This is a genomic window from Palleronia sp. LCG004 (assembly GCF_032931615.1).
Lineage (GTDB): Bacteria > Pseudomonadota > Alphaproteobacteria > Rhodobacterales > Rhodobacteraceae > Palleronia.
Genome location: NZ_CP136761.1, coordinates 73,581 through 99,959 on the forward strand (window position 1 = coordinate 73,581; position 26,379 = coordinate 99,959).

A 26,379-nucleotide genomic window follows, 5' to 3' on the forward strand; every position below is an offset into this window, starting at 1 on the left:
ATGAAGATCACCGGCATCAGAACCATCGTCGTGAACGCGATCCACAGGAACTGGATCTTCGTGAAGGTCGAGACCGATCAGCCCGGGCTCCACGGCTGGGGCGAGGCGACCCTCGAATGGAAGACCCGCGCCGTCCTCGGCACGCTCGAGGATCTCGAACCCTTCCTTCTGGGCGAGGACCCGCGCCGGATCGAACATGTCTTCGCCAAGCTCACCAAGGTCAGCTTCTGGCCGCTCGGCGCCATCGGCCTCAGCGCCGTCTCGGCCATCGACCAGGCGCTCTGGGACATCAAGGCAAAGGATCTCGGTGTTCCGGTCTGGCAGCTTCTGGGCGGGCGGGTCCGCGACCGCGTGCGGGTCTATACCCACCTGCGCCGCGCCCGGATCGGCGCACAGGTCGCCACCGACGACATCCCCGCCTTCTGCGACGCGGTCGAGGAAACGGTCGCGATGGGATACAGCGCGGTGAAGCTCGGCTTCGTGCCCTATTGCGCCCACGAGGCCCCCCTGCCCGACCTCCTCCATGTCGAGAAGCTCGCGGTCGCCGTGCGCGAACGGGTGGGCCCCGACATCGCCATCATGACCGATTTCCACGGCCGCCCCGCCTCGCCGGACGTGGCCAAGGCCTTCATCGACGTCATCGCGCCCATCCGCCCGCTCTTCGTCGAGGAACCGATCCAGCCCGGCGACGCGCGCGCCATGGCCCAACTCGCGCGCCGCGTGGACTGCCCCATCGCCACGGGCGAGCGGCTCTTCACGCCCGGCGAATTCGCCGAGCTCGCCCGCCACGGGGGCGTCGCGCATGTCCAGCCCGATCTCAGCCATTGCGGCGGCCTGACCGGCGGGCGCAGGATCGCGGCCATCGCCGAGGCGGGTCATATGGGCATCGCGCCGCACAATCCGATGGGCCCCGTGGCCGGTGCCGTCGCGCTGCATTTCGACGTCGCCACCCCGAATTTCGTCATCCAGGAAGAAGCCGTCGGCCTCGTCCCCTGGTTCGACGAGATCTTCACCCACCCGCTCGCGCTCGAGGACGGGTGCTGGGCCGTGCCCGAAGGGCCGGGCTACGGGCTCGAGATCGACGAGGCCGCCGCCGCGCGCCATCCGTTCGAGCCCGAGATCGTCCCAGCCCTCGACGCGGTCCTGCCCGACGGCACGATCGCCAACTGGTAGCCCGCCGAGAGGCCAGCCCAAGGTGACGAACCGGGGCCGGCCGCCGCCTCGCACCCGCGCGGCGCCGTAGAACGCCGCGCCCGTCGCGCTTTCCGGCTCAGCGGAAGTCCCACGCCTCCTGGATCGCCGCCGCCCCGTCCTCGGGCGAGATCGTGCCCTGGGCCAGGTCGGCCGACACGTCGTTCACGGTCGACCCGACGGACACCCCCAGAAGCTGATCGAGGAACACCTGGAAATGCCCCGCATCCGAGATCAGGCCCGAAATCTCGCGGTAGAACGGATTGACCAGATTTTCGGCCGCGCCCTCCACGATCGGCGTATAGACCTCCGCCTCGGCGGCGCGGGCCTGGTTCTCGGGGCTCAGCATGAAGGTCAGGAACTCGACCGCCGCGTCGTCGGCCGTGTTCGAGACCGCCCAGCCGTTGATGCCGCCCAGCACCGCATCCTCGCCGCCCGGCATCACCGGATCCTCGATCACGGGGAAGGTCACGATGGCCAGATCCTTGTCCGGAACGCCCTCCCCGCTGGTCGAACGCTGCTTCGAGGCCGCGTATTCCCAGTCTCCCATCAGGTGGAACGCGCCGCCGCCGTCGCCGAAGAAGCCGCTGGCCGAATCCGCCGTGGTCGCCATGAACCCCTTCTGGAACGGGTCGAGCGCGACCAGATCGGCCATGTCCCGCCCCGCCGCGACGAAGGCCTCGCTCTCGAAATCGTCGCCTTCCATGGCGCCCGCGACCACCCCCGGCCCCCCTTCGCGCAGCAGCAGGTAGCTCCACCAGAAATGCAGCGGCCACTTGTCCTGCCCGCCCGCGACGATGGGGGTGATGCCTGCCGCCTTCACCTCGCCGACCGCTTCCAGAAACTCGTCCCACGTCCCGATCGCCGTGTGATCGACCCCGGCCCGGTCCGTCAGCTCCGTATTCGTCCAGAGGACCACGGCCCGCGCGAAGACCGGCAATCCCACCAGATCCCCGTTCACCCTGTAGGCCTCGACCGCCGCCGGCGGAAAGGTCGCGAGGACCTCGTCCCCCACCAGACCGTCGATCGGCCGCGTGAACCCGGCACCGACCTGATCGACCAGCGTCTTCCCTCCCCAACTGAAGAAGATGTCGGGCCGCGCCTCCGATTGCAGCAGCGTCATCAGCTTCGACTTGTAGGCTTCGCCCGCGTAGTATTCGAACACCACCTCGGTTCCGGGGTGGCTCTCCTCGAAGGCCTCGGCCATCGCGCTGTTGAACGCGGCCTCCTCGTCGCTTGGCTGGACGCGGGCGACCTTGATCTCGGTCTGCGCCTGAACCGCGCCAGCCGCGATCGTCAGCATCGCCGCCCAGAGCGGGCTCGTGCAGCGTGTCGTCATGGTCTCCTCCTCCGCAGGATGTCGTGGGATGGTCCCGACGGCGCGGCTCGTGGCGGCTCCGCCCGGGGACGGCCCGCCCCACCCGGCGCGACCGCTCCTCCCCCCGGGGGAAACCGGCGGCCCGACCGGCCGCGCGTGTCGATGGCGGACGACCCTCCCGGTCTCCGCCACCGAATTTATGGAAGGTTCTAGATCCTACTTAAAGACCTTCTCGATCAGCCGCGCTTGCCGAAGCCGCCCGCCTCGATCGCATGGCGCACCGCAAGCGTGAAGGCCCGCGTCGCCGCCGACGGGGGCCGCGCCGCCGCGAACAGGAAGTTCACCGAACAGGGGATCTCGGGCAGGAAGGGCCGCACCTCCACCTCGTCGCCCAGCTGACCGACGATCGGGAACGGGTTGACCAGCGCCACCCCCAGCCCCGCCCGCACGAATTCGGCGGTCGCGACATTGGTCGAGGCCTCCATGATCGTCTTGCGCGGAACCCCTTCGCGGTCGAACAGCCGGTCCACCACCATCCGGCTCGAATGGCGCCGCGACAGCGAGATGAACGGCTCGTCCGCGAGGTCCTGCGCGTGGATCTCCTCGCGGGCGGTCAGGCGATGGCCGCGCGGCAGCAGGCACACGGCGCTGGTCGAGATCAGCCGCTCCGTCCGGATGCCGTCATGCGCGGGCACCGTGTCCGTCAGACCGATATCGAAGCGGCTCTCGGCGATCCCCGTCATCAGCGCATCGCTCGCGAGGACGTCGAAGACGACGTGCAGATCGGGGTTGCTCCGGGCGAATTCCGCGATCAGCGGTGGCAGGAACCGATGCGCGATAGTGGGCGGGGCGACGATGCCGATCTTGCCCGCATGGGGCTGCCCGCCCGCCCCCGATCCCTGCGCGATCCGGTCGATCGTGTCGAAGACCGGCTGCAGCTGCTCGTTGATCGACAGCGCTTCGACCGTCGGGACAAGACCGCCGCCCGCCCGATCGAACAGCTTCATGCCCAATCTTTGCTCAAGCTGGGACAGTCTGCGGCTCACCGCGGATTGCGAGATGCCCAGTTCCCGCGCCGCGTTGAGTGTCGTGCCGCTCCTGATAAGGGATTGAAGAACCTGCAGTTCCCGCAGCGTTATGCCGGATGGGCTGTCGCGTTCGATCACGTCCGGTCCCTCTTCGAGCGCACCCTATGAGTTAATAGCATAGCATAATTTATTGACATTCGTTTAACGCATAATAGCGTGATTCCAGGAATTTGGTTCCGAGCCGCATGGTTCCCTCGGGCCCGAGATAAAAAAAGACATTCCACAGGAAGGACATCGAAATGAAGGCAGTGGCACTTCCCATGCTGGCCGGACTGGCCGCGGCGGGCTTCGCCCCCGCGATGGCGCAGGATCTCACCGTCGGGCTGAAATCCGAGGCGACATCGATCGATCCGCAATACCACTCGCTCAGCACCAACAACCAGGTGCTCCAGACGATCTTCGAGCCGCTTACCAGCCAGAACGCCGTGCAGGAGCTCGAGCCCCTGCTCGCGACCTCGTGGGAGGCGATCGACGACACGACCTGGCGCTTCGAGCTGCGCGAGGACGTGACCTTCCACGACGGCACGCCCTTCACGGCCAACGACGTGATCTACACCTTCTGCCGCATCCCGCTGGTGCAGAACTCGCCCTCCTCCTTCACGCTCTACATGAGCTCGATTACCTCGATGACGGCCGAGGACGACCACACCATCATCATGGAAACCGCGGAGCCGAACCCGCTCCTGCCGACCGACATCGTCGTCCTGCCGATCCTTTCGGCCGAGACGCTGGGTGCAGAGGACGACATCACCTTCGCCCCGAACGGCGAATGCGAGGGCCTGGGCGACGTGCCGCAATCTCCGGCCTTCAACGACCCCGAGATCGCCGTCGGCACCGGCCCCTACACGTTCGAGAGCTGGAACCGCGGCAATTCCCTGACCCTTGCCCGGTTCGACGATTACTGGGACGGCACCCCCGATTGGGAAACCGTCACCCTCCGGCCCATCACCAGCGACGGTCCGCGCGTCGCGGCGCTGCTGGCGGGCGATGTCGACATGATCGAGAACCCCCCGATCCAGGACGTGCCCCGCATCGAGGAGGCCGGCTTCAAGATCGTCGACTCGCTGTCGAACCGGATCATCTACCTGCACATGTACCAGGACCCCGACGGCGAGGCGCCGAGCATCTCGGGCACCGACGGCGAGAACCCCCTCCTCGATCCGCTCGTCCGCGAGGCGATCTCGCTCTCGATCAACCGCGCGGGCATCACCGAGCGGATCATGGGCGGCTATGCCGAGCCCGCGGGCGAGCTTCTGCCGCCGCCGATGTTCGGCACCTCGGGCCGCGAGGTCGATGCCTACGACCCCGAACGCGCGCGCGAATTGCTTGCCGAGGCGGGCTACGAGGACGGGTTCACCATCACCCTCGGCACGCCCAACGACCGCTACATCAACGACGAGCAGGTGGCTCAGGCCATCGCGCAGATGCTGGCGCAGATCGGCATCACGGTGAATGTCGACGCGATGACGGCGAGCCAGTTCTTCTCACGCCGGAACAACCAGGAATTCCCGCTCTGGCTTGCCGGTTGGGGCGCCTCCTCCGGCGAGATGTCGTCGCCGCTGCGCTCGCTCGTGGCCAGCTGGAACCCCGAGGCGGGGCTCGGCACGACCAATCCCGGCCGCTACAGCAACGAAGAGGTCGACACGCTGGTCCAGCAGGCGATGGCCGAGCTCGACGATACCGAGCGCGAGCGCATGCTGCAGGAGGCCGCGACGATCGCGCTTGAGGATCACGGCATCATCCCGCTTCACTACGAGGTGACGGTCTGGGCGATGTCCGACGATCTCACCTACGAGCCCCGCCGCGACCAGTACACGCTCGTCTCCGAGATCAAGCCGGCGAACGGCCAGGACTGATCCCGCCACCGGCGGCCTGCCCGGGCCGCCGGTCCCTTCCCGATCCCGGTCGTCACAGGAGAGCGGCATGATCGTCTATCTCATCCGCCGCTTCGGACAGAGCCTTCTGGCCATCGTCGCCATGGCGATCCTCGTCTTTCTCGGGGTCTATGCCATCGGCAACCCGGTCGACGTGCTCATCAACCCCGACGCGACCCAGGCCGAGGTCGCCGCGACGACGGCGCGGCTCGGTCTCGACAAGCCGCTCTGGCAGCAATTCGGCATCTTCGCGTGGAACGCGCTGCAAGGCGATCTGGGAACGTCCTTCGTCTACGGGCGGCCCGCGGTCGACGTCATCCTCGAACGTCTGCCCGCCACGATGGAACTGGCGCTCGTGGCGCTGGTCCTGTCGGTGGGCATCGGCGTGCCGCTCGGTGTCTGGGCGGGCCTCAAGCCCGACAGCATGGCCGGGCGCACGATCATGGGCGGCTCGATCCTGGGCTTCTCGCTGCCGAATTTCTGGCAGGGCATGCTGCTGATCCTCGTCTTCGCGGTGCTGCTGGGCTGGCTGCCCGCCGGCGGACGCGGCCAGACGACGGAATTCCTCGGAATGCAGGTCAGCTTCCTGACGCTCGACGGGCTGGCGCATCTGATCCTGCCCGCGATCAACCTCGCGCTCTTCAAGATGTCGCTCATCATCCGCCTGACCCGTGCCAACACGCGCGAGGTCTGCCTGCAGGATTACGTGAAATTCGCCCGCGCCAAGGGCCTCTCCAGCCGACGGGTCGTCATGGTCCACATCCTCAAGAACATCATGATCCCGGTCGTGACCATCATCGGTCTCGAACTCGGCTCCATGGTCGCCTTCGCCATCGTGACCGAGACGGTCTTCGCATGGCCCGGAATGGGCAAGCTGCTGATCGACTCGATCAACCTGCTCGACCGCCCCGTCATCGTCGCCTACCTGATGCTGACCGTCCTCATCATCGTGTCGATCAACCTCCTCGTCGACGTGATCTATTCCCTCCTCGATCCCCGGATCCGCCTGTCGGAGATGAAGGGATGAGCGACGTGACCAACACCGCGATCGACCCCGCCGAAGCCCCCGCCAAGCTCCGCGTCGACAGCCCCCTCAAGCGCGTCGCGCGCGAATTCCTGGGCGATCCGACGGCCGTGATCGGGCTCGTCCTCTTCGTGGCGATCGCGCTCGTCGCGATCCTCGCGCCCTGGATCGCCCCGCAGAACCCTTACGACCTCGCGCAGCTCGACATCATGGATGGCGGCCTGCCTCCCGGCGAGGCGAGCTTCGGGACCGGCATGACCTACTGGCTCGGCACCGACACCCAGGGGCGCGACATGGTCTCGGCCATCATGTACGGCCTCAGGATCAGCCTCTTCGTGGCCTCCGTCTCGCTTGCTCTCGCCATCACGATCGGCACCGTGGTGGGCGTGACCGCGGCCTATTTCGGCGGACGGATCGACAGCCTCATCATGCGGATCGTCGATTTGCAGCTGTCGTTTCCCGCGATCCTCATCGCGCTCATCCTGCTGGCGCTTCTGGGGCGCGGCGTCGACAAGGTGATCCTCGCCCTCGTCATCGTGCAATGGGCCTATTACGCGCGCACCGTCCGCAGCTCGGCCATCGTCGAGCGGCGCAAGGACTACATCGACGCCGCGCGCTGCCTCGCCCTGTCGGACCGGCGCATCATGTTCCGCCATCTGCTGCCGAATTGCGTGCCGCCCCTCATCGTCGTGACGACCGTGCAGATCGCGCAGGCCATCGCGCTCGAGGCGACGCTGTCCTTCCTCGGCGTGGGCGTGCCCATCACCGAGCCCTCGCTCGGCCTGCTGATCGCCAACGGCTACGACTACCTGCTCTCGGGCCGCTACTGGATCTCGATCTTTCCCGGCATCGCGCTGGTGCTGACGATCATCGCCATCAACCTCGTCGGCGACCGCCTGCGCGACGTCCTCAACCCGCGGCTCGACACATGACCCGATTGCTCGAACTCGACGACCTGCAGACGCATTTCGTCACCCGTGACGGCGTGGCCAGAGCCGTCGACGGCGTCAGCCTCTCGCTCGACCGGGGCGAGATCCTGGGCCTCGTGGGCGAGTCGGGCTCGGGCAAGTCCGTGACCGGCTTCTCGATCCTGGGCCTCGTCGATCCGCCGGGCCGCATCGCGGGCGGCCGCATCCTCTTCGACGGCCACGACCTCGTCGCGGGCGGCGAGCGGGCGATGCGCAAGCTGCGCGGCAAGCGGATCGCGATGATCTTCCAGGACCCGATGATGACGCTGAACCCGGTCCTCAGGATCGACACCCAGCTGATCGAGACGGTCCAGGCCCACGATCCCGTCTCGCGCGACAGCGCCCGGCAGCGCGCGCGCGAGGCGCTCGTCCGCGTCGGCATCTCGTCTCCGGACGAGCGGCTGGAAAGCTATCCCCACCAGTTCTCGGGCGGCATGCGACAGCGCATCGCCATCGCCATCGCCCTTCTGCACAAGCCCGACCTCATCATCGCGGACGAACCCACGACCGCGCTCGACGTGACGATCCAGTCGCAGATCCTGTCCGAGATGCAGAAGCTCTGCGCCGAATCCGGCACCGCGCTCATCTGGATCACCCACGACCTCGCCGTGGTCTCGGGCCTCGCCGACCGTCTGGCGGTCATGTATGCCGGCCGCATCATCGAGGAGGGCACGACCGCCGGCATCATCGCCCGGCCGATGCATCCCTATACCAGGGGCCTCATCGAAAGCGTGCCGCAGGGCAAGAAGCACGGCGCGCTCCTCAAACAGATCAAGGGCATGACGCCCTCGCTCCTGAACCTGCCCGCGGGGTGCAAGTTCGCGCCCCGCTGCGGCCGCGCCGATGCCGCCTGCACGCCCGAACCGCCGCTCGCGGACCGCGCCGCGGGCCGCCGCGTGCGCTGCGTCCACCCCCATCTCGACCCCAGCCCCGAGGAGGCCTCCGCATCGTGAGCCCGTCCGCAATCCTCGAAATCGACGACGTCTCCAAGCGTTTCGTGCGCGAACTCGACGCCGCGGAGCGCGTGGCCCGCAAGCTCGGCTCCTCGGTCAAGCCGCAGACCGTCCACGCAGTCGACGGCGTCAGCCTCTCGGTGCGCGCGGGCGAGGTGCTGGGCCTCGTGGGCGAGTCGGGCTGCGGCAAGTCCACGCTCGGGCGCATGGTCGCGGGGCTTCTGACCCCCAGCGACGGCCAGATCCGCTATCGCGGCCGCGACACCGCCTCCCTTTCGGGGGCCGAGGCGCGCAAGGCCGCGCTCGCCGTCCAGATGATGTTCCAGGACCCCATGTCCTCGCTCAACCCGCGCCTGCGCGTGAACGAGATCGTGGGCGAGGCGCCGCGCGTCCACAAGATCGTGCCGCGCGCCGACATCCCCGCCTATGTGGACGACCTGCTCGAACAGGTTGGCCTCGATCCGAGCGTCTCCAGGCGCTATCCGCACCAGTTCTCGGGCGGCCAGCGCGCCCGGATCGGCATCGCCCGCGCGCTCGCGGTCAAGCCCGACTTCCTCGTCTGCGACGAATCCGTGGCCGCCCTCGACGTGTCGATCCAGGCGCAGGTCCTGAACCTCTTCGTCCGCCTGCGCGAGGAATTCGACCTCACCTACATGTTCATCAGCCACGATCTGGGCGTGGTCGAACACGTCTCGGACCGCATCGCCGTCATGTATCTCGGACGGCTGGTCGAACTGGGCGAGGCCGAGGATCTGCTGAAGCGTCCCAACCATCCCTACACCCAGGCCCTCGTGGACGAGATCCCGACATTCGAGACCGAAAAGCGCATCTATTCCGCCATCGAGGGCGAGATCCCCTCCCCTCTCGATCCGCCGCCGGGCTGCCATTTCCACCCGCGCTGCCCCCATGCCCACGAGCGCTGCCGGATCGAGATCCCGGCCCTGAAAGAGGTCGCACCGGGCCGCCTTTCGGCCTGCCACCTGAACGACGCCGCCTGACCCGCGACGAAACACCAAACTCCCCGAGGATTGTCCGATGCAGAATGAAAACCCGATCTGGTCCCATGTCGATGCCCGCGCCGAGGCTTTCAAGGGCCTCGCCGACCGCGTCTTCGACACGCCCGAGATCGCCTATACCGAGACCCGCTCCTGCGCGGCCCATACCGAGATGCTGCGCGAACAGGGCTTCCGCGTGACGGAGAACCTCGCCGGCATTCCCACCGCCGTCATGGGCGAGGCCGGAGAGGGCGGACCGGTCATCGCCATCCTCGGCGAATACGACGCCCTTCCGGGCCTGAGCCAGGCCCCCGGCGAGGCCGCGCCGCGCGCGATCTCCGACACCGGCATGGGCCATGGCTGCGGCCACAACCTTCTGGGCTCCGCGGCCCTCTCGGCCGCCACGGCCGTCAAGGACTGGCTCGCGGCCGAAGGCATCCCCGGCCGCATCCGCTATTACGGCTGCCCCGCCGAGGAAGGCGGCGCGGCCAAGACCTACATGGTCCGCGACGGCCATTTCGACGATGTGGACATCGCGATCACCTGGCATCCGGGCAGCTACAGCGCGGTGGACGACATGCGCTCGCTCGCCAATACGCGGATCGACTTCACCTTCACCGGCCGCGCCGCCCATGCCGCGGGCGCGCCCGAACTCGGCCGCTCCGCGCTCGATTCCGTCGAGCTGATGAATATCGGCGTCAACTACATGCGCGAGCACATGCCGGATGCCGCGCGCGTCCATTACGCCTATCTCGACGCGGGCGGTGCGGCCCCGAACGTCGTTCAGTCCAAGGCGACCGTCCGGCAGCTCATCCGCAGCCCCGATCTGGCCGGCCTCGCCGATCTGGTCGAGCGGGTCCGCGCCATCGCCGACGGCGCCGCGCTGATGTCGGGTACTGAAGTCAGCTCGCGCGTCTTCTCGGCCGTCTCGAACCTCGTCGAGAACCGGCCACTGTCCGAGGCGATGCAGCGCGAATTCGACGCGCTCGGCCCCGTCCCCTTCGATGCCGAGGACATCGCCTTCGCCCGCGAGATGCGCAAGACGATGACGCGCGCCGACATCGCCGACACCTTCCGCCAGGTGGGGGCCAAGCCCGATTACGACCTTCCGCTCTTCGATTTCGTGGCCCCGCTCGACCGGCCGATGACGGGTGGCATGGGATCGACCGATGTGGGCGACGTCAGCTGGGCGGTGCCCACCGTGCAGGCCCGCGTCGCCACCTGCGCCATCGGCACCGCGCTCCATTCCTGGCAGCAGACCGCGCAGGGCAAGACGCCAACCGCGCACAAGGGGATGCTGCACGCCGCCAAGCTGATGGCCGCGACCGCCCGCGCCGCCCTCACCGACGAGACGCTGCGCGCCAATGCCCGCCGCGCGCACGAGGAATTCCTGGCCGAGTCCCCCTACGCCAACCCGATCCCGGCCGAAACCCGGCCCCCGATCGCCGCGGAATAGGACAGGAGGGTCGCGCATGGCCGACACGGACAGCCAGCTCCCTGCGGCCATGGCGCATCTGGCCGACCTCATCGCCTTCGACACGGTCAGCCGCAACTCGAACCTGCCCCTCATCGACCATGTCGAGGCGCATCTCGCGCGCCTCGGCGGCGTCGCCACGCGCCTGCCGGACAAGACCGGCACCAAGGCGAACCTCGTCGTCCGCTTCGGCCCCGAGGACGCCCCCGGCATCGTCCTTTCGGGCCATACCGACGTCGTGCCCGCCCGCACCGGCAACTGGACCACCCCGCCCTTCGAGGCGGTCGAACGCGACGGCCGCATCTACGGTCGCGGGACCTGCGACATGAAGGGCTTCCTCGCCTGCCTCATGGCGATGGCCGAAACGCTCGACGCGACCACCCTCGCGCGGCCCCTCTATCTCTGCTTCTCCCATGACGAGGAGGTCGGCTGCCTCGGTGCCCCCGCCATCGCGCGCCACCTCAAGGCCCTCCCCCATCCCCCCGACCTCGCCATCATCGGCGAGCCGAGCGGCATGGCGCTCGTCACGGGCCAGAAGGGCAAGATCGCCGTGCGCGCGACGGTCACCGGGGCGGGCGGCCATTCCTCCTTCGCGCCCGAACATGTCAACGCCGTCGCATGGGCCGCGCGGGCCATCGCCATGATCGACGACCGCGCGCGATCCTATGTCGAGGACGGCCCCTTCGACCCCGATTTCACCGTCCCCCACGCGACCTGCCTCGCCACGATGATCGAGGGCGGCGTCGCCACGAACGTCACGCCCGACAGCTGCGACTTCACGTTCGAGCTTCGCAGCATCGACGAGGCCGCCGCCCGCGCCGATCTCGAGGCGCTCCAGACCCGCATCCGCGACACGCTCGAACCCGCGATGCAGGCCATCCACCCCGGCACGGGCATCGCGTTCGAGACGCTCTTCTCCTATCCCGCGATGGGCGACGCGACCGGCACGCCGGGTTTCGAGCGTTTGCGCCCCCTCCTGCCCCCCTTCGGCGGCAAGGTCTCCTACGGCTCGGAGGGCGGCGTCTTCGAGATCGAGGGCGGCATCCCCGCGATCATCGTCGGCCCCGGCTCCATCGCGCAGGCCCACAAGGCCGACGAATATGTCGAGATCGACCAGCTCGCCCTCTGCCTCGCCTTCCTCGAGCGCCTGATCGCGGCCGCGAGCAATGGCGCGCGCGCCTGACCCCCCTGCCCCGCCCGTCCGGCGGCTTTCGCGCAATGGGCGATTTTCGCTTGCACGAATCTGCCGCCTTGCCGATAGTCACGGAAACGGGCGATAAAACGCCCAGATCCGTGAACACGGCGCACCCAGCCGGAGCGGATCGCGAGCGGTGAGAGGACGATATGAACCGAAAAGGCGCGCCGAGCGACCTAAATGGAGAGATCCGCGATCACGCGGAGCGTCTCGCGGCGCAGCTTCACGCGCAGCGCGAAAGCCTCTTTCCCCCCGATGCCGACAAGTCCATGCGCAAGTTCACCTCGGGCGAGGCCGCGGCCCTTCTGGGGATCAACGACAGCTACCTGCGCAAGCTCCACCTCGAGGGACGCGGCCCCTCGCCCGAGCTTACCTCCGGCAATCGCCGTCTCTATTCCGCGCATGATATCAAGGACTTGCGCATCCTTCTCGAAAAGACCGCCCGCCGCCCCGGGGATTACCTTCCCGGCCGGCGGGAGGGCGACCACATGCAGGTCCTGGGCGTCATGAACTTCAAGGGCGGCTCGGGCAAGACCACCACCGCCGCCCATCTCGCGCAGCGTCTGGCGCTCAGGGGCTACCGCGTCCTCGGCATCGACCTCGACCCGCAGGCCTCCTTCACCGCGCTCCACGGCGTGCAGCCCGAATTCGACCTCTCGGATGGCGGCACGCTCTACGACGCGATTCGCTACGACGATCCGCGCCCGATCTCCGACGTGATTCGGCCCACCTACATTCCCGGCCTCGACCTCGTGCCCGGCAATCTCGAACTCATGGAGTTCGAGCACGACACCCCCCGCGCCCTGTCGAATGGCGGCGCGGGCCTTTTCTTCTTCCGCGTGCGCGAGGCGCTGTCGCAGGTCGACGACGATTACGACGTCGTGGTCATCGACTGCCCGCCGCAGCTGGGCTTTCTCACCATGTCGGCGCTGTCGGCGGCGACCGGCGTCCTCGTCACGATCCACCCCGAGATGCTCGACGTCATGTCGATGAGCCAGTTCCTCAGGATGACGGCCGACCTCATGGACGTGATCGCCGAATCCGGCGCCGACATGAGCCATGACTGGATGCGCTACCTCCTCACCCGGTACGAACCCACCGACGCACCGCAGAACCGCGTCGTGGCGCTGCTGCGCACGATGTACGGCGATCAGGTCCTGAACGCGCCGATGCTGAAATCGACCGCCATATCGGATGCGGGCCTGACCAAGCAGACCCTCTACGAGGTCGAGCGCAGCGCCTTCACCCGGTCGACCTATGACCGCGCACTCGAAAGCCTGAACGCGGTCAACGACGAAATTTCTCAACTGATTCAAATGTCTTGGGGGCGTTCATGAGCGAAAGCCGCAAGAAGCGCATGTCGATGCTCGACGATCTCGCGTCGGCCGGTCACAAGCAGGCCTCTCCTGCCCCCGCGCAGGCCTCGGGCAACCGCGCGCTCAGGGCCGCGCGCGATGCGGTCGACGGACACAATGTCTGGGACCTCGACCCCTACAGCATCGAGAACCAGCGCCTGAAGGACCGGCTCGAGCCCGGCGACCTCGACACGCTCCGCGATGCGATCGAGACCAACGGCCAGACCGTTCCGATCCTCGTGCGTCGCCATCCCGAGAACTCGCAGCGCTATCTCCTCGTCTACGGGCTTCGCCGCCTCATGGCGATCCAGACCTCCGACAAGGTCAAGACGGTCCGCGCGATCATCGCCAACGTGGACGAGGATGCCGCGACCCGCGCGCAGATCTCCGAAAACATGGCCCGTCGCGACCTGACCTATATCGAGCGCGCCCTCTTCGCGCGCGAACTCATCGACAAGGGCTTCGGCAATCAGGCCCACGTGGCCGAGATCCTGACCGTGACCAAGTCGTCGGTCTCGATGGCTCTGGGGATCGTGGATGCGGTGGGCCGCGACTTGGCCGAGGCAATCGGACCCGCCCCGGGCATCGGCCGCCCCAGATGGGAGGTGCTCGCCAATACCATCTCCGATCACGATCTCGACCGTGATCGCCTGGCCTCCGTGGCCCACCGGGCCCATGGCGATGCCGACCGCGCCGAGGTGCTCGCCGACGCCGCCCGCGAGGAGGAATCGAGCGTCGCGGCCTTCGAGGCGGTGATGCGCGCCCTGCCCCGTCAGGCCCCGCCGCCCAGGCGCCCCACGGCACCCCGGTCGCAGAAGGTCGCGCTCGACTCCGGGGGTGCCGCCACGATCCGGCGCTCCGACAAGGGGTTGCGCCTCGACATTCCCGACGGTCCTTTCGCCGACTGGCTCGAAAGCGACCTGCGGACGATCATCGACGAGCTTCACGCGCGCTACAAGAACCGCGCGGGAGACTGAGCACATGAGGTAAACAGCAGGAGGCACGAACCAGACAGGAAAAAGGTCCCGCAAGACTTTCGCCCCACGAGACCCTCACTTGACGTGTCGCAGCTTCAAGGTAGGGCCGGGCGCTTTCCCTCGCAAGTCCAGAGTGGTTTGCGGGCCCGGATTTTTTTGTCCGTCGTGACATTTTCATGATCTACGAACCCATAACGTCGTTCCGGCGACCGGTGGAGGCTGTCCACCTGCCCAAGGCCCCTGCCCCCGCGCCGGGTGCCCGCGCGGACAAGTGGCAGATCCTGCGCGACCTGACGACGGCGCGCCTCGCCTACGATCTGGGCGACCGCCCCCTGGCCGTTCTGCAGGCGCTTCTAAGCTTTCATCCGGCCGGCGAACTCACCGGCGACGCGCTCATTGTCTATCCCTCGAACAGCACGCTTTGCGAACGATTGAACGGCATGGCCTGTTCGACCATGCGCAGGCACCTTGCGACGCTGCTCGATCGTGGCCTCATCGTCCGCCGCGACAGCCCCAACGGCAAACGCTTCGTGCGCCGCTACCGCGCGGGATCCGAGGCCTTCGGCTTCGACCTCGCCCCCCTCCTCGCCCGCGCAGCCGAATTCCGCCACGCCGCCGAGGACGCCATCGCCGAGCGTGAAGCCCTCGACCGTCGCCGGAGGCAGGTCAGCCTGATGCGTCGCGACCTCGCGGCGCTTTCCGATTTCGGACTCATAAACGCTCCGGACGCCGCGAACTGGACCGAGCTCGCCGACTTGGCCCGCCTCGCCGCACGCGACCTCCGCCGCCGCAACGACCTGTCCGCCCTCGACCGGATCGCCGCCGATCTGCAAGCGGGACTTTACCTCGCAAGGACCGCCCTCGAGCCGGAAACAACAAATCCGAGCATCAATGACCGCGAGATTGAGCACCACCATCAGACATCAAATAAAGAATACTCTGATTTTGACTCTGAGAAGATTGCCAAAACCAATGACCACGATGAGGAAAGCGTCTCTCAACCGGAGACCGAAAGCATAAAGCAAAACGACGAGCGCAGTGCGACACCGGAAGCGATCCCATTGAGCTTCGTACTATCAGTTTGCCGAGAGTTAAGAGCTTTCACCCCGGACCCGATCCGTAACATGGCCGATCTCATCCGCTCGGCGCAGGTGATACGACCCATGCTCGGGATCACGGAAAGCGCGTGGAACGAGGCAATTTCGGCGATGGGCCCGGATATCGCCTCGATAACGGTCGCAGCAATGCTGGAGCGGTTCGAAACCATCAAATCTCCGGGTGCCTATCTCCGTCATCTTTCGCGGAAATGCGCAGGTGGGGAGTTCAGCCCCATCGCGATGCTGGGTGCCATAGAACGATCGCGATGAGGGTCTGGGAAAGTTCACAGCTGTGAACATTTACCCTGATTCCAGAAGTTCACAGCTGTGAACTCTCAGTATCCCGCCGCCCGAGGAACATCTAGACGGCGGGGATGTCTTCAGATCGACAGGCAGATCTTGCCGAAATGTTTGCCGGATTCCTCATGCGCAAAGGCATCCGGGATCTCTGTCAACGGAAAGCTACGGTCGATGACGGGGCGAATGCCGGTACGTTCCATCGCCCTGACCATGTCTTGCTGCATCGTGCGGGATCCGACAATGAGGCCCTGCAGACGTTGCTGCTTGGCCATCAGCTTCGCCGTCGGAACTTCTCCACCGCGGCCGGTCAGAACGCCGATCAAAGAGAGGTGACCGCCAATGCGGGCGGCGTCGATGCTCTGGTCGAGGGTCGCGGGGCCACCGACCTCGACCACGTGATCGACGCCACGGCCGCCGGTCATCTCGCGGATCGTGCTGCCCCATCCGGTATCGTCGCGATAATTGACCGTCCCGGCTGCGCCCATCTCTTCGAGCTTCGCGCGTTTGTCGTCGGAGGACGAAGTCGCGAAGACCCGTGCGCCCATCGCGCGGGCGATCTGCAGTGCCCAGATCGAGACGCCACCCGTGCCGAGGATGAGCACGTCGTCACCGGCCTTGAGGCCGCCATCGACGATCAGTGCGCGCCACGCCGTTAGGCCGGCGGTGGTGATGGTCGCTGCCTCTTCGTGGGACCAGCCTTCGGGGGCGCGGGTGAAGGCGGTGGCGGGCGCGGTGACCATCTCGCGCGCATAGCCGTCTACGCCATCGCCGGGGGTGGTCGAGAAGTCCCCGATCCGGGCCGGGCCATCGAACCATTGGGGGAAGAAGGTCGAGACGACGTGATCGCCAGGAGCGAACTCCACGCCGTCTCCGACGGCCTCGACCACACCGGCACCGTCGGACATGGGAATGCGGCCGTCCTCGGTCTTCATCGCGCCGGAGACGACGCCGTAGTCGTGGAAGTTCAGAGACGATGCCTTGAGCTGGACACGGATCTCGCCGGGGGCGGGGTCGCGGGGGGTGTCGATCTCGTCGATGGACAGGCGGTCGAGCCCGCCGGGGGCTGCTACGCGAATGGCTTTCATGATTTCTCTCCTTGCGGTTCGGGTTGGATATCTATGGCGCGGCGGGGCAGGGGAAAGCATCGTGGCCGGTCGCCGTGGGGTCAGGGACCGGTGGCGTGCGATTGGCGTGAGCCTGTTGCGGGGCTGCACAGGGGCGCAGCAAGGCATCGCGATATGCTGTAGATCACGAAAGCGTTACCACGGGGATTGGCTGTACCGAACCGTGTCATTCGGACCGGTGGAAGATCGACCTCCTCAAATGAACCCCGGTAGCGCTATCAATCCTCTGACTCCGGTGCGGCATCCTGTTCATGGATCGCGGCTCCGTTTCGCGTGTTGTGGCCGCGATGACGGCCGCCGATTGCGTGCCGGAGAGAAGAGGAGAGACCGAGATGAGCGACATGAAGGACAGCCTGAAGACCCTGCACACGCGGGTGATCGACAGCCGCGACGGGTACCGCAACGCGGTCGAGGATATCGACGACAAGGAGGTCGGCGCATTCCTGCATCGCATGATCGAAGAGCGCGAGACCTTTCACGCGCAGATCCACGAGACGCTGCGCGCCGAGGGGATCGAGTTCGGGGAAGGCGGGTCCACGCTTGCTGCCGCGCATCGCGGCCTGATGGACCTGCGCGGGGCGATGTCTTCGGGTGGAACGGGCGTCTATGCCGAATGCGCGCGGGGCGACGAGAAGCTTCTCGAGAGCTACGACGCGGCGATCGAGGCGACCGGCGGCCACCCCGAATGGTCGTTCCTGACCGAGCAGCGCGCCAAGGTCGCGGCCGCCATCGAGGCCGCGAAGGCCAAGGCCTGAGACGGACGGGAAGGGCAGGGGACCTTGGCGGCCCTCAGCCCTTCTCGACGATGCGGACGGGCGTGAAGAGGGGCGTCAGCGCCACGACGAGGGCCACGAGGCTCGCGTAGGAGATCGCGCCCAGCATGGCGGAGCGGTAGGCCCCCGCGTCGCCCACGGGGGCCCCGCCGAGGATCGCGAAGAATATCCCGCCCATGATGGCGATCCCGAAGGCGATGCCGACCTGCCGGATCGCCTGCACGGCCCCCGAGGCCGAACCGGCATCGTCGTCGTCGGCCGCCGACAGCGCCACCTGGAAAAGCGGGGAGACCGTGTTGCCAAGGCCGAAGCCGCCGAGGAAGAACCACGGTGCCATGCGGAGCCACGAGATCTCGTCCCCCATGCCGGCGATGGCCCATGCCTGACCGACGAAGCCCACGCAGATCAACAGTCCGCCGCCCATGACGCGGGGCCGCACCCAGCGCGAGCCGAACCAGCCCGTCGTGGCCGAGGCGAGCAGGACGCCCAGCGGGAAGGGCGTGGTCGTCAGGCCCGATTGCAGCGCGCTGAGCCCGTAGCCGGATTGCAGGTAGAGGGCCATCGTGAAGAAATAGGCGGGCACCGCCGAGAAGAGGATGGCGTTCAGCGTGCCGCCGCTGAGGAACGGGCCCGACCGCGCGAGGCGCATCGGCAGGAGCTGCGGTGCGCCGCGGGCCTCCTGCCGGCGCTGCCATGCGAGGAAGGCCCAGGCGAGGGGGCCCGCTGCGATCACCATGGGCCACATCCATGTGCGCCAGCCGAGGGACGGTGCCTCGACCAGCGGGACGAGGACCGCGAGCATCGCGAGCGCCGCGAGGACGATCCCCACGATGTCGATGCCGAGCCTGCGGTTGCCCTCGGTCTCGGGGACGAAAAGGAACGCGCCGATGAGCGCGAGCGCCCCGAGCGGAATGTTCACGAGGAAGATCGGCCGCCAGGTGAGCCCCATGATGTCGGCCCCGATGAGCAGGCCGCCGAGGATCGGACCCGCCACCGAGGCGAGACCCGCCGTCAGCGCGAAGAGCCCGAAGGCCGCGCCGCGCTGCGCGGGCGGAAAGAGGGTGGGAACGAGGGCCAGCGTCTGCGGCGTCATGATCGCGGCACCGACCCCCTGGGCCACCCGCGCGGCGACGAGCGTGCCGATGCCGGGCGCGAGCCCGCAGGCGAGCGAGGCCGCCGTGAAGAGCACGATACCCCCGACGAAGAGCCGTCTGCGCCCCACCAGATCGCCCATCCGGCCCGAGGGCAGCAGCAGCAGAGCGAAGGAGAAGGTGTATCCCGCGACGATCCATTCGATGAGGTTCGGCGGCGCGTCGAGCTCGGCCTGCATGGAGGGCAGGGCGACGTTCACGATGGTGATGTCGACGAGGTTCATGAAATTCGCGAGCAGGAGGACCGCGGCCGCGGCCCATTTCCTGCCGGAGGAGGCGGCCGCTCCGGTCGCGTCTTGTGTCATGGGGCTATCCGATAATGGGGGGGCGTCCGGGGCCCCTCGGGATCGGATGTGCGCCGATCGGCCCCGGATGGCAAGCCGAGGGCCCCCCGGCGGGGCGGGACCGGTTGTCGCGAGGGCGGGGCAGGGCGGGGCGGTTGCGGTGGAAATCGCGGGATTGCTGCGCCGGACATGATGGGCCGGTCCAAGGTCATGTTTCCGCACAGGTTTCCGGCGAACTCCACAAGGAGCGGTCGGCTTGTGCACAAAAGTATCCCCGCGATATGGGGATAAGGTCGCATGATACGCGAGTAGCCGTGCGGTAATACACGCTTAGCGCGAGTATCGTTCGCGTCGCGGTGATCCGCATCGGCGGGACGGGGATGTCAGCGCGCGGGGCCGGTGCTGCCGCGGATGACGAGCTCGACGGGAATCACCTCGTTATCCTCGTCCTTCTCGTCGAGCGTGCCGGAGAGAATGGCGATGAGACGGGCGGCGGCGGCGCGGCCGACGATCCGACGCGGCTGGCGGATCGTGGTCAGGGCGGGCGTCAGGTGGCGCGAGAGTTCGATATCGTCGAAGCCCGTCACCGAGATGTCGCCGGGGATCGAGAGACCGGCGCGGTGCAGCGCGCTCATCAGGCCGCAGGCCATCTCGTCGTTGTCGCAGACGATCGCGCTCGGCCGGGCGGAAAGGGCCAGGATCCGGGCCGCGGCCGCCTCGCCGCCGGCGAGCGTGAAGTCGCCGCGGAAGCTCCATTCCGCGCGGGGGGCGAGGCCGTGCCTCGCCATCGCCGAGGAGAAGCCCCGTTCCCGGCCGCTCGTCAGGCTGTTCCTGTCGGGACCCGAGAGATGCGCGATCCGGCGATGTCCGAGCTCGACGAGGTGATCGACCACGGCGGCCGTGCCGCTGGCATTGTCCACCACCACGCGCGGCGAGTGGAGGCCCTCGACCACCTCGCAGACCTGCACGACGGGCGGGCATTGCGGCCGCTGGAAGAGGGTCGGGTCGAGACGCCCGTCGAGAATCATCAGGCCGTCGGCCCGCGAGCGGTCGGCGAAGCCGATGAGGCGCCGCCGTGAGCGGATATCGACCTGCGTATCGGCGAGAATCAGGTTGATGTCTTCTTCGTGAAGGACGTCCGACATGCCCGCGAGGATCTCGGAGAAGAACGGATTGGCGAGGTTCGGGGCCAGCACCATGACGCCGCCGGTGCGCTGGCGGCGCAGGTTCCGGGCGACGACATTGGCCGAGTATCCGGTCGCCTGCACCGCCGAAAGCACGGCCGTGCGGGTCTTTTCGGAGACGATCGCCGGATTCGACAATGTCCGGCTGACGGTGGCGGTCGAGACTTTCGCCAATCGGGCGACGTCGCTGATGCGCGCCGTCGGGTGGGGTGTCCGGTCGTTCATCATGCTGGCCCTCGGAAGTTCGTCCCGCACAAGCCGCATAATACCCCCCTTGTAAAGAATTTGGTCCTGTGTCTTGATGATGAAACCGATTACATTTGGCCTGCGGGAGGAAAACGCGGGCCATAGACCTGGGGGGGTTACATGAAGACGATGAAGGGCCCCGGCCTTTTCCTGGCGCAGTTCGCGGGCGACGACGCGCCGTTCGACAACCTGAGCGGGATCTGCCGCTGGGCCGCCGATTACGGATATGCGGGTGTGCAGGTTCCGACCTTCGATGCACGGATGGTCGATCTGGACACGATCGCGCAATCGCGCGGAGCGGCCGAAGACCTGCGTGGCCAGGTGCAGGAGGCGGGTGTCGAGATCACCGAGCTTTCGGCCCACATGCAGGGGCAGCTTGTGGCCGTGAACCCGGTCTACGACCTGGCCTTCGACGGGTTCGCCCCCGAGGCCGTCCGGGGCAATCCCGCCGCGCGGCAGGACTGGGCCGTGGATCAGTTGAAGAAGACGATCGACGCGTCGGCACATCTGGGATTGCGGCAGATCGCTGCGTTCTCGGGCGCGCTGGCTTGGCCGTTCTTCTATCCGTGGCCGCAGCGGCCCGCGGGACTGGTGGAGACGGCGTTCGACGAGCTGGCGCGGCGCTGGCGGCCGATCTTCGACCATGCCGAGGAGAAGGGCGTCGATATCTGCTTCGAGCTGCATCCGGGCGAGGATCTGCACGACGGCGTGACCTTCGAGATGCTGCTGGAGCGGGTCGACAACCATCCCCGCTGCCGCATCCTCTACGATCCGTCGCATTTCGTCCTGCAACAGCTCGATTACCTCGAATTCATCGACATCTATGCCGAGCGGATCGGCATGTTCCACGTCAAGGACGCCGAATACAGGCCGAACGGACGTCAGGGGGTCTATGGCGGCTTTCAGGGATGGACCGACCGGGTCGGCCGGTTCCGGTCGCCCGGCGACGGGCAGGTCGATTTCGGCGGCGTCTTCTCGAAACTGACGCAGCACGGCTTCGACGGCTGGGCCGTGGTGGAATGGGAATGCGCGCTCAAGCATCCCGAGGACGGCGCGAGGGAGGGGGCCGCGTTCACGCGGGACCACATCATTCGCGTGACCGAACGGTCGTTCGACGATTTCGCCGCCGGCGATCAGGACGACGCGGCGAACCGCCGGATGCTGGGGCTGGACCGATGAGCGCGGCACGGCACGTTCCGATCCGCCTGGGGCAGGTCGGCGGCGGCGTGGGCGCGTTCATCGGCGACGTCCACCGGATCGCGTCGCGCATCGACGGCGACTTCACGCTGGTTGCGGGGGCCCTGAGCTCGACCGCCGCGAAGGCGGAGGAGAGCGCGGCGGCCCTCGGGATCGCGCCGGACCGGACCTATTCGGACTGGGCGGAGATGGCGAAGGCCGAGGCCGCGCGCGAGGACGGGATCGAGGCGGTGGCGATCTGCACGCCGAACCATCTGCACGTGCCGGTCGCCAAGGCCTTTCTTGCCGAGGGGATCCACGTGATCTGCGACAAGCCGCTGGCGGCATCGCTCGACGAGGCGCGGGAGCTGCAGGCGGTCGCCGATGCGAGCGACGCGGCCTTCGTGCTGACGCACAATTACTCGGGCTATCCGCTGGTGCGCGAGGCGAAGGCGATGGTCGCGCGCGGCGATCTCGGGCAGTTGCGCGTCGTGCAGGTCGAATATCCGCAGGACTGGATGACCGACGCGGTCGAGAAGCAGGGGGTCAAGCAGGCCGAATGGCGTTCGGACCCCGAACGGGCCGGTCTCGGCGGGGCGACGGGCGATATCGGCACCCATGCCTATCACCTTGCGCGGTTCGTGTCGGGATTGCGGCTGGAGCGGTTGGCCGCCGACCTGTCGGCCTTCGTGCCGGGCCGTGTGCTGGACGACAACGCGCATGTGATGCTCCGCTTCGAGGGCGGCGTGAAGGGGATGCTCTGGTGCAGCCAGATCGCGCCCGGTCACGAGAACGGCCTGCGGCTGCGGATCTTCGGCGACAAAGGCGGGATCGAGTGGTTCCAGGAGGAGCCGAACGTGCTGTGGCACACGACCCACGGAGAGCCGCCGCGGCGGCTGACCCGCGGGGGGCCGGGCACGAACGGGGGCGGGACGCGCATTCCGCCGGGACATCCCGAAGGGTATCTCGAAGGGTTCGCCACCATCTATGCCGATGCCGCTCGGCTGATCCGGGCACGGCAGGCGGGAGAAGAGCCGCCAGAGGGGCTGGATCTGCCCGACATACGCGACGGCGTCGAAGGCGTGGCCTTCGTCGCGGCCTGCGTGCGGTCGTCCGGGCGCGACGCGGCCTGGGTGGAGCTGGACAGATGAGCGCGACCCTTGCCCTGTCGGACGTCTCGAAATCCTTCGGCCCGATCGAGGTGCTGCACGGGGTCGATTTCGACCTGCGGCCCGGCGAGGTCCATGCGCTGATCGGCGAGAACGGTGCCGGCAAGTCGACGATGATGAAGACGCTGGCGGGCTACATCCGGCCGAGTTCGGGCGCGGTGAAGCTCGACGGCGAGGAGGTGCGCTTTTCCTCGGCCAACGAGGCCGAGGCGGCGGGCGTCGTGATGATCCATCAGGAGTTCAACCTCGCCGAGGCGCTGAGCGTCGAGCAGAACGTGTTCCTTGGCCGCGAACTCAGGCGCGGCTGGTTCCTCGATCACCGCACCATGCAGGCCCGCACGGCCGAGTTGATGGAGACGCTGGAGGCCGGGGTGTCGCCCACGGCCAAGGTGTCGGGCATTTCGGTGCCGCAGAAACAGATGGTCGAGATCGCCAAGGCGCTGTCGCGCAACGTGCGCGTGCTGATCATGGACGAGCCGACGGCGGTTCTGACCGGGGCGGAGGCGGAGGTTCTCTTCCGTCAGGTCCGGCGGCTGCGCGAGGACGGCGCGGCGATCCTGTTCACCTCGCACAAGCTCGACGAGGTGAAGACCATCGCCGACCGCGTGACGGTGCTGCGCGACGGGGCGGTCGTGGCGCATGGCCCGGCGTCGGAATTCAGCGAGGACGAGATGGCCCGCAAGATGGTCGGCCGGGAGATGTCCGCCCTGTTTCCAACCAAGCGCCGCGGCGGGGACGAGATCGTCCTCGAGGCGTCGGAGGTTTCGGTGCCCGGCCGCGTGAAGACGGCGTCCTTCGTCCTGCGCAAGGGCGAGATCCTCGGGATCGGGGGGCTGGTCGGGGCCGGACGCACGGAGCTGATCGAGGGGATCGTGGGCCTGCGCCCGCGCACCGGAACCGTGCGGCTGAAGGGCGAGACCCTGCCCGCCGACGTGGCGGAGGCGCGCCGTCGCGGCCTCGTCTACCTGACCGAGGACCGCAAGGGCGCGGGTCTCCTGCTTGAAAAATCCCTGCGCGAGAACCTGACCCTTCCCGTGCTGCATCGCTATGCGCATCCGCTGATCGACCGAAAGGCGGAGGAGAAGGCGCTCGACCGGGCCATCGCCGATTACGACATCCGCGCGCCGCGGCGCGACATGGCGGTGGGCAACCTGTCGGGAGGCAACCAGCAGAAGCTGCTTCTGGCGAAGACGCTTCTGGCCGATCCCGACGTCGTGGTGATCGACGAGCCGACGCGCGGCATCGATATCGGGACGAAGGGGCAGATCTACGAGCTGATCCACAAGCTCGCCGAGGGGGGCAGGTCCATCATCGTGATCTCGTCCGAGATGCCCGAGCTGATCGGCCTCTCGGCGCGGGTCTACGTGATGCACGGGGGACGCATCGCCGGCGAGCTCGAGGGCGAGCAGGTCAACGAGGACAACATCATCCGCCTGGCCACCGGCCTCGGCGGGAACGGGGAGGAAGCGGCATGAGCAGTGCCACGACGCAAGGCGCCCGGACGGGCGGATGGAAGGTCGACCTTCATGTGCTGGGACCGATCCTGGCGCTGGTCGCCCTCATCATCATCGGCATCATACTGAACCCGAATTTCCTGAGTTACGCGAACATCACCAACGTGCTGGCGCGGTCGGCCTTCATCGGCATCATCGCGGTGGGCATGACCTTCGTCATCACGGCCGGGGGGCTGGACCTTTCGGTGGGCTCCATGGCGGCGTTCATCGCGGGCCTGATGATCCTGGTGATGAACACCGTCCTGCCGATGCTGGGCGAGGGGGTGTCGGTGATCGGGGTCGGGATCGTCCTCGCGCTCGTGGCGGGACTGATCGCGGGCGCGGTCAACGGACTTCTCGTGACGCGGGCGGGGATCGAGGCCTTCATCGTGACGCTCGGGACGATGGGCATCTACCGGTCGCTCGTCACGTGGCTCGCGGACGGGGGCACGCTGAGCCTCGACTACGCGATGCGCGAACTCTACCGCCCGGTCTATTACGGCGGGCTCTTCGGCATATCCTGGCCGATCATCGTCTTCGCCCTGATCGCGATCGGGGGCGAGATCGTCATGCGCCATACGCCCTTCGGACGGCATTGCGCCGCCATCGGGTCGAACGAGACGGTCGCGCGCTATTCCACCGTTCCGGTGAAGCGCGTGAAGACGCTGACCTACGTGCTTCTGGGATTCCTCGTCGGGATCGCGGTGATCATGTACGTGCCGCGCCTGGGCTCCGCCTCGGCGGCGACGGGCCTCTTGTGGGAGCTCGAGGCGATCGCGGCGGTCATCATCGGGGGCACGGTCCTCAAGGGCGGGTTCGGCCGGGTCTGGGGCACCGTGGTGGGTGTCCTGATCCTCAGCCTGATCGGCAATATCCTGAACCTGACCGACATGGTCAGCCCCTACCTCAACGGTGCCATTCAAGGCGTCATCATCATCCTCGCGGTGGTCCTGCAAAGAAAGGGCACCGCGGACTGACGGCAGATTCAACGGGAGGACCCACATGAAACAACTTCTACTTTCCACGGCGATCGTCGCCCTCGCGGGGCCCGCGCTCGCGCAGCAGACGATCGGCGTCTCGATCCCCGCGGCCACGCATGGCTGGGCCGGCGCGCTGAACTTCCATGCCGAGGAGACGGTGAACCGCCTGTCGGAGGAATACGAGGATCTCGACTTCTTCCTGACCACGACCCCCGATCCGGGCACCCAGGTCTCGGATCTCGAGGACATGGTCGCCACGCGCAACATCGACGCGCTCGTCGTGCTGCCCTTCGAGAGCGATCCGCTGACCGGACCGATCCAGCGTATCGCCGAGAACGGCACCTGGGTCACGGTGGTCGATCGCGGTCTGAGCCAGGACGGGATCGAGGACCTGTACGTCGCGGGCAACAACGAAAGTTTCGGCCGGATCGCGGGCGAGTATTTCGTCGAGAGCCTCGAGGAGGGCGACAAGGTCGTCGTGTTGCGCGGCATCCCCACCACGATCGACAACGAGCGTGTCGAGGCGTTCCAGGCCGCGCTCGACGGATCGGGCATCGAGATCCTGGCGATGGAACACGGCAACTGGAGCCGCGACGACGCCTTCACCGTGATGCAGGATTTCCTGTCGCGCTATCCCGAGATCGACGCGGTCTGGGCCAGCGACGACGACATGGCCATCGGTGCCATCGCCGCGATCGAGCAGGCCGACCGGCAGGAGGACATGTGGGTCGTGGGCGGTGCCGGCATGAAGGAGATGGTCCGCCGCGTGGCGGACGGAGATCCGATGGTCCCCGTGGACGTGACCTATCCGCCCTCGATGATCTCGACCGCCATCGAACTGACGGCACGCGCCGTGATGAACAAGGGGCTGCCGGTTTCGGGAGATTTCATCATCGCGTCGGAGCTGATCACGCCGGAGAACGCCGAGTCCTACTACTTCGAGGACAGCCCCTACTGATCCGCGGAGAGGGGCCGGCCCCGAGGCGTCGG

Annotated in this window: 22 protein-coding genes and 1 pseudogene; 17 read left to right on the forward strand and 6 right to left on the reverse strand. The window is 67.5% G+C overall.

The genetic code is table 11. The annotated features are described in order from the left end of the window. Positions 1-1,173 carry an enolase C-terminal domain-like protein gene (locus RVY76_RS16710; RefSeq protein WP_317377477.1) on the forward strand — a complete coding sequence of 391 codons (1,173 nt, stop codon included), beginning with the start codon at positions 1-3 and terminating at the stop codon, positions 1,171-1,173. Between the two features lie 97 nt (positions 1,174-1,270). Here RVY76_RS16710 and RVY76_RS16715 read toward each other — a convergent pair whose 3' ends face one another. From RVY76_RS16715 to RVY76_RS18730, 3 genes and pseudogenes are all read right to left on the reverse strand, one after another. Next, complete coding sequence (locus RVY76_RS16715) at positions 1,271-2,530, reverse strand: ABC transporter substrate-binding protein (protein WP_317377479.1); 1,260 nt, start codon at positions 2,528-2,530, stop codon at positions 1,271-1,273. Positions 2,531-2,745: 215 nt separating this feature from the next. Beyond that, positions 2,746-3,516 carry a LysR substrate-binding domain-containing protein gene (locus RVY76_RS16720; protein WP_317377481.1) on the reverse strand — a complete coding sequence of 257 codons (771 nt, stop codon included), beginning with the start codon at positions 3,514-3,516 and terminating at the stop codon, positions 2,746-2,748. A 9-nt stretch (positions 3,517-3,525) separates the two neighbouring features. Then, positions 3,526-3,675 (reverse strand): annotated as a pseudogene (locus RVY76_RS18730) (LysR family transcriptional regulator); the annotation flags it as partial. 161 nt (positions 3,676-3,836) lie between these two features. Between RVY76_RS18730 and RVY76_RS16725 the strand changes: the two are divergent. The 10 genes from RVY76_RS16725 (at position 3,837) to repC (ending at position 15,779) form a co-directional block, all read left to right on the forward strand. Continuing rightward, complete coding sequence (locus RVY76_RS16725) at positions 3,837-5,453, forward strand: ABC transporter substrate-binding protein (RefSeq protein WP_317377482.1); 1,617 nt, start codon at positions 3,837-3,839, stop codon at positions 5,451-5,453. Positions 5,454-5,520: 67 nt separating this feature from the next. After that, complete coding sequence (locus RVY76_RS16730) at positions 5,521-6,498, forward strand: ABC transporter permease (protein WP_317377484.1); 978 nt, start codon at positions 5,521-5,523, stop codon at positions 6,496-6,498. Beyond that, the gene (locus RVY76_RS16735; RefSeq protein WP_317377486.1) at positions 6,495-7,427 is read left to right on the forward strand and encodes an ABC transporter permease; all 933 of its coding nucleotides are present in this window, start codon (positions 6,495-6,497) and stop codon (positions 7,425-7,427) included. The genes RVY76_RS16730 and RVY76_RS16735 overlap by 4 nt, the downstream gene beginning before the upstream one ends. Next, a complete protein-coding gene (locus RVY76_RS16740; protein WP_317377488.1) occupies positions 7,424-8,416 on the forward strand; it encodes an ABC transporter ATP-binding protein in 993 nt (330 codons plus the stop codon). Before RVY76_RS16735 ends, RVY76_RS16740 begins: the two co-directional genes overlap by 4 nt. Next, entirely contained in the window at positions 8,410-9,414 is a 1,005-nt protein-coding gene (locus tag RVY76_RS16745) for an ABC transporter ATP-binding protein (RefSeq protein WP_317377528.1), read from the forward strand. The genes RVY76_RS16740 and RVY76_RS16745 overlap by 7 nt, the downstream gene beginning before the upstream one ends. 37 nt (positions 9,415-9,451) lie before the next feature. Continuing rightward, a complete protein-coding gene (locus RVY76_RS16750) occupies positions 9,452-10,867 on the forward strand; it encodes a M20 family metallopeptidase (protein ID WP_317377489.1) in 1,416 nt (471 codons plus the stop codon). Between the two features lie 16 nt (positions 10,868-10,883). Beyond that, positions 10,884-12,068, forward strand: coding sequence for an acetylornithine deacetylase (gene argE / locus RVY76_RS16755; RefSeq protein WP_317377491.1), 1,185 nt, complete (start codon positions 10,884-10,886; stop codon positions 12,066-12,068). Between the two features lie 161 nt (positions 12,069-12,229). Then, the gene (gene repA, locus RVY76_RS16760; protein ID WP_317377493.1) at positions 12,230-13,417 is read left to right on the forward strand and encodes a plasmid partitioning protein RepA; all 1,188 of its coding nucleotides are present in this window, start codon (positions 12,230-12,232) and stop codon (positions 13,415-13,417) included. Then, on the forward strand, positions 13,414-14,412 hold the full coding sequence (gene repB / locus RVY76_RS16765; RefSeq protein WP_317377495.1) for a plasmid partitioning protein RepB: 999 nt from the start codon (positions 13,414-13,416) through the stop codon (positions 14,410-14,412). The genes repA and repB overlap by 4 nt, the downstream gene beginning before the upstream one ends. A gap of 176 nt (positions 14,413-14,588) precedes the next feature. Next, positions 14,589-15,779, forward strand: coding sequence for a plasmid replication protein RepC (repC, locus tag RVY76_RS16770; RefSeq protein ID WP_317377496.1), 1,191 nt, complete (start codon positions 14,589-14,591; stop codon positions 15,777-15,779). Between the two features lie 110 nt (positions 15,780-15,889). Here the strand turns inward: repC and RVY76_RS16775 are convergent, their stop codons facing one another. Continuing rightward, entirely contained in the window at positions 15,890-16,894 is a 1,005-nt protein-coding gene (locus tag RVY76_RS16775) for an NAD(P)-dependent alcohol dehydrogenase (protein ID WP_317377498.1), read from the reverse strand. Between the two features lie 371 nt (positions 16,895-17,265). On the opposite strand from RVY76_RS16775, the gene RVY76_RS16780 reads away from it, so the two are divergent. Beyond that, entirely contained in the window at positions 17,266-17,688 is a 423-nt protein-coding gene (locus RVY76_RS16780) for a DUF2383 domain-containing protein (protein ID WP_317377500.1), read from the forward strand. A gap of 34 nt (positions 17,689-17,722) precedes the next feature. On the opposite strand, the gene RVY76_RS16785 is transcribed toward RVY76_RS16780, so the two are convergent. Then, complete coding sequence (locus tag RVY76_RS16785; protein WP_317377502.1) at positions 17,723-19,162, reverse strand: MFS transporter; 1,440 nt, start codon at positions 19,160-19,162, stop codon at positions 17,723-17,725. A 362-nt stretch (positions 19,163-19,524) separates the two neighbouring features. Further along, positions 19,525-20,589, reverse strand: coding sequence for a LacI family DNA-binding transcriptional regulator (locus RVY76_RS16790; protein WP_317377503.1), 1,065 nt, complete (start codon positions 20,587-20,589; stop codon positions 19,525-19,527). Between the two features lie 102 nt (positions 20,590-20,691). On the opposite strand from RVY76_RS16790, the gene RVY76_RS16795 reads away from it, so the two are divergent. The 5 genes from RVY76_RS16795 to RVY76_RS16815 are packed head-to-tail and all read left to right on the forward strand — an operon-like array spanning position 20,692 to position 26,347. Continuing rightward, positions 20,692-21,750 (forward strand): sugar phosphate isomerase/epimerase family protein, encoded by a 1,059-nt coding sequence (locus tag RVY76_RS16795; RefSeq protein WP_317377505.1) that lies wholly within the window; start codon positions 20,692-20,694, stop codon positions 21,748-21,750. After that, positions 21,747-22,898, forward strand: a complete 1,152-nt coding sequence (locus RVY76_RS16800) for a Gfo/Idh/MocA family oxidoreductase (protein ID WP_317377507.1) — start codon at positions 21,747-21,749, stop codon at positions 22,896-22,898. The genes RVY76_RS16795 and RVY76_RS16800 overlap by 4 nt, the downstream gene beginning before the upstream one ends. Continuing rightward, complete coding sequence (locus tag RVY76_RS16805; RefSeq protein WP_317377509.1) at positions 22,895-24,391, forward strand: sugar ABC transporter ATP-binding protein; 1,497 nt, start codon at positions 22,895-22,897, stop codon at positions 24,389-24,391. Before RVY76_RS16800 ends, RVY76_RS16805 begins: the two co-directional genes overlap by 4 nt. Further along, positions 24,388-25,386, forward strand: a complete 999-nt coding sequence (locus RVY76_RS16810; RefSeq protein ID WP_317377511.1) for an ABC transporter permease — start codon at positions 24,388-24,390, stop codon at positions 25,384-25,386. The genes RVY76_RS16805 and RVY76_RS16810 overlap by 4 nt, the downstream gene beginning before the upstream one ends. A gap of 25 nt (positions 25,387-25,411) precedes the next feature. Then, the gene (locus RVY76_RS16815; RefSeq protein WP_317377513.1) at positions 25,412-26,347 is read left to right on the forward strand and encodes an ABC transporter substrate-binding protein; all 936 of its coding nucleotides are present in this window, start codon (positions 25,412-25,414) and stop codon (positions 26,345-26,347) included. Positions 26,348-26,379: the final 32 nt, after the last annotated feature.

Excerpts from the sequence above, each read along its gene's own strand:
- RVY76_RS16710 (WP_317377477.1), top strand. The coding sequence starts at position 1 with ATGAAGATCACCGGCATCAGAACCATCGTCGTGAACGCGATCCACAGG.
- RVY76_RS16715 (WP_317377479.1), bottom strand. The coding sequence starts at position 2,530 with ATGACGACACGCTGCACGAGCCCGCTCTGGGCGGCGATGCTGACGATC.
- RVY76_RS16720 (WP_317377481.1), bottom strand. The coding sequence starts at position 3,516 with ATGAAGCTGTTCGATCGGGCGGGCGGCGGTCTTGTCCCGACGGTCGAA.
- RVY76_RS16725 (WP_317377482.1), top strand. The coding sequence starts at position 3,837 with ATGAAGGCAGTGGCACTTCCCATGCTGGCCGGACTGGCCGCGGCGGGC.
- RVY76_RS16730 (WP_317377484.1), top strand. The coding sequence starts at position 5,521 with ATGATCGTCTATCTCATCCGCCGCTTCGGACAGAGCCTTCTGGCCATC.
- RVY76_RS16735 (WP_317377486.1), top strand. The coding sequence starts at position 6,495 with ATGAGCGACGTGACCAACACCGCGATCGACCCCGCCGAAGCCCCCGCC.
- RVY76_RS16740 (WP_317377488.1), top strand. The coding sequence starts at position 7,424 with ATGACCCGATTGCTCGAACTCGACGACCTGCAGACGCATTTCGTCACC.
- RVY76_RS16750 (WP_317377489.1), top strand. The coding sequence starts at position 9,452 with ATGCAGAATGAAAACCCGATCTGGTCCCATGTCGATGCCCGCGCCGAG.
- argE (WP_317377491.1), top strand. The coding sequence starts at position 10,884 with ATGGCCGACACGGACAGCCAGCTCCCTGCGGCCATGGCGCATCTGGCC.
- repA (WP_317377493.1), top strand. The coding sequence starts at position 12,230 with ATGAACCGAAAAGGCGCGCCGAGCGACCTAAATGGAGAGATCCGCGAT.
- repB (WP_317377495.1), top strand. The coding sequence starts at position 13,414 with ATGAGCGAAAGCCGCAAGAAGCGCATGTCGATGCTCGACGATCTCGCG.
- repC (WP_317377496.1), top strand. The coding sequence starts at position 14,589 with ATGATCTACGAACCCATAACGTCGTTCCGGCGACCGGTGGAGGCTGTC.
- RVY76_RS16775 (WP_317377498.1), bottom strand. The coding sequence starts at position 16,894 with ATGAAAGCCATTCGCGTAGCAGCCCCCGGCGGGCTCGACCGCCTGTCC.
- RVY76_RS16780 (WP_317377500.1), top strand. The coding sequence starts at position 17,266 with ATGAGCGACATGAAGGACAGCCTGAAGACCCTGCACACGCGGGTGATC.
- RVY76_RS16785 (WP_317377502.1), bottom strand. The coding sequence starts at position 19,162 with ATGACACAAGACGCGACCGGAGCGGCCGCCTCCTCCGGCAGGAAATGG.
- RVY76_RS16790 (WP_317377503.1), bottom strand. The coding sequence starts at position 20,589 with ATGCGGCTTGTGCGGGACGAACTTCCGAGGGCCAGCATGATGAACGAC.
- RVY76_RS16795 (WP_317377505.1), top strand. The coding sequence starts at position 20,692 with ATGAAGACGATGAAGGGCCCCGGCCTTTTCCTGGCGCAGTTCGCGGGC.
- RVY76_RS16800 (WP_317377507.1), top strand. The coding sequence starts at position 21,747 with ATGAGCGCGGCACGGCACGTTCCGATCCGCCTGGGGCAGGTCGGCGGC.
- RVY76_RS16805 (WP_317377509.1), top strand. The coding sequence starts at position 22,895 with ATGAGCGCGACCCTTGCCCTGTCGGACGTCTCGAAATCCTTCGGCCCG.
- RVY76_RS16810 (WP_317377511.1), top strand. The coding sequence starts at position 24,388 with ATGAGCAGTGCCACGACGCAAGGCGCCCGGACGGGCGGATGGAAGGTC.
- RVY76_RS16815 (WP_317377513.1), top strand. The coding sequence starts at position 25,412 with ATGAAACAACTTCTACTTTCCACGGCGATCGTCGCCCTCGCGGGGCCC.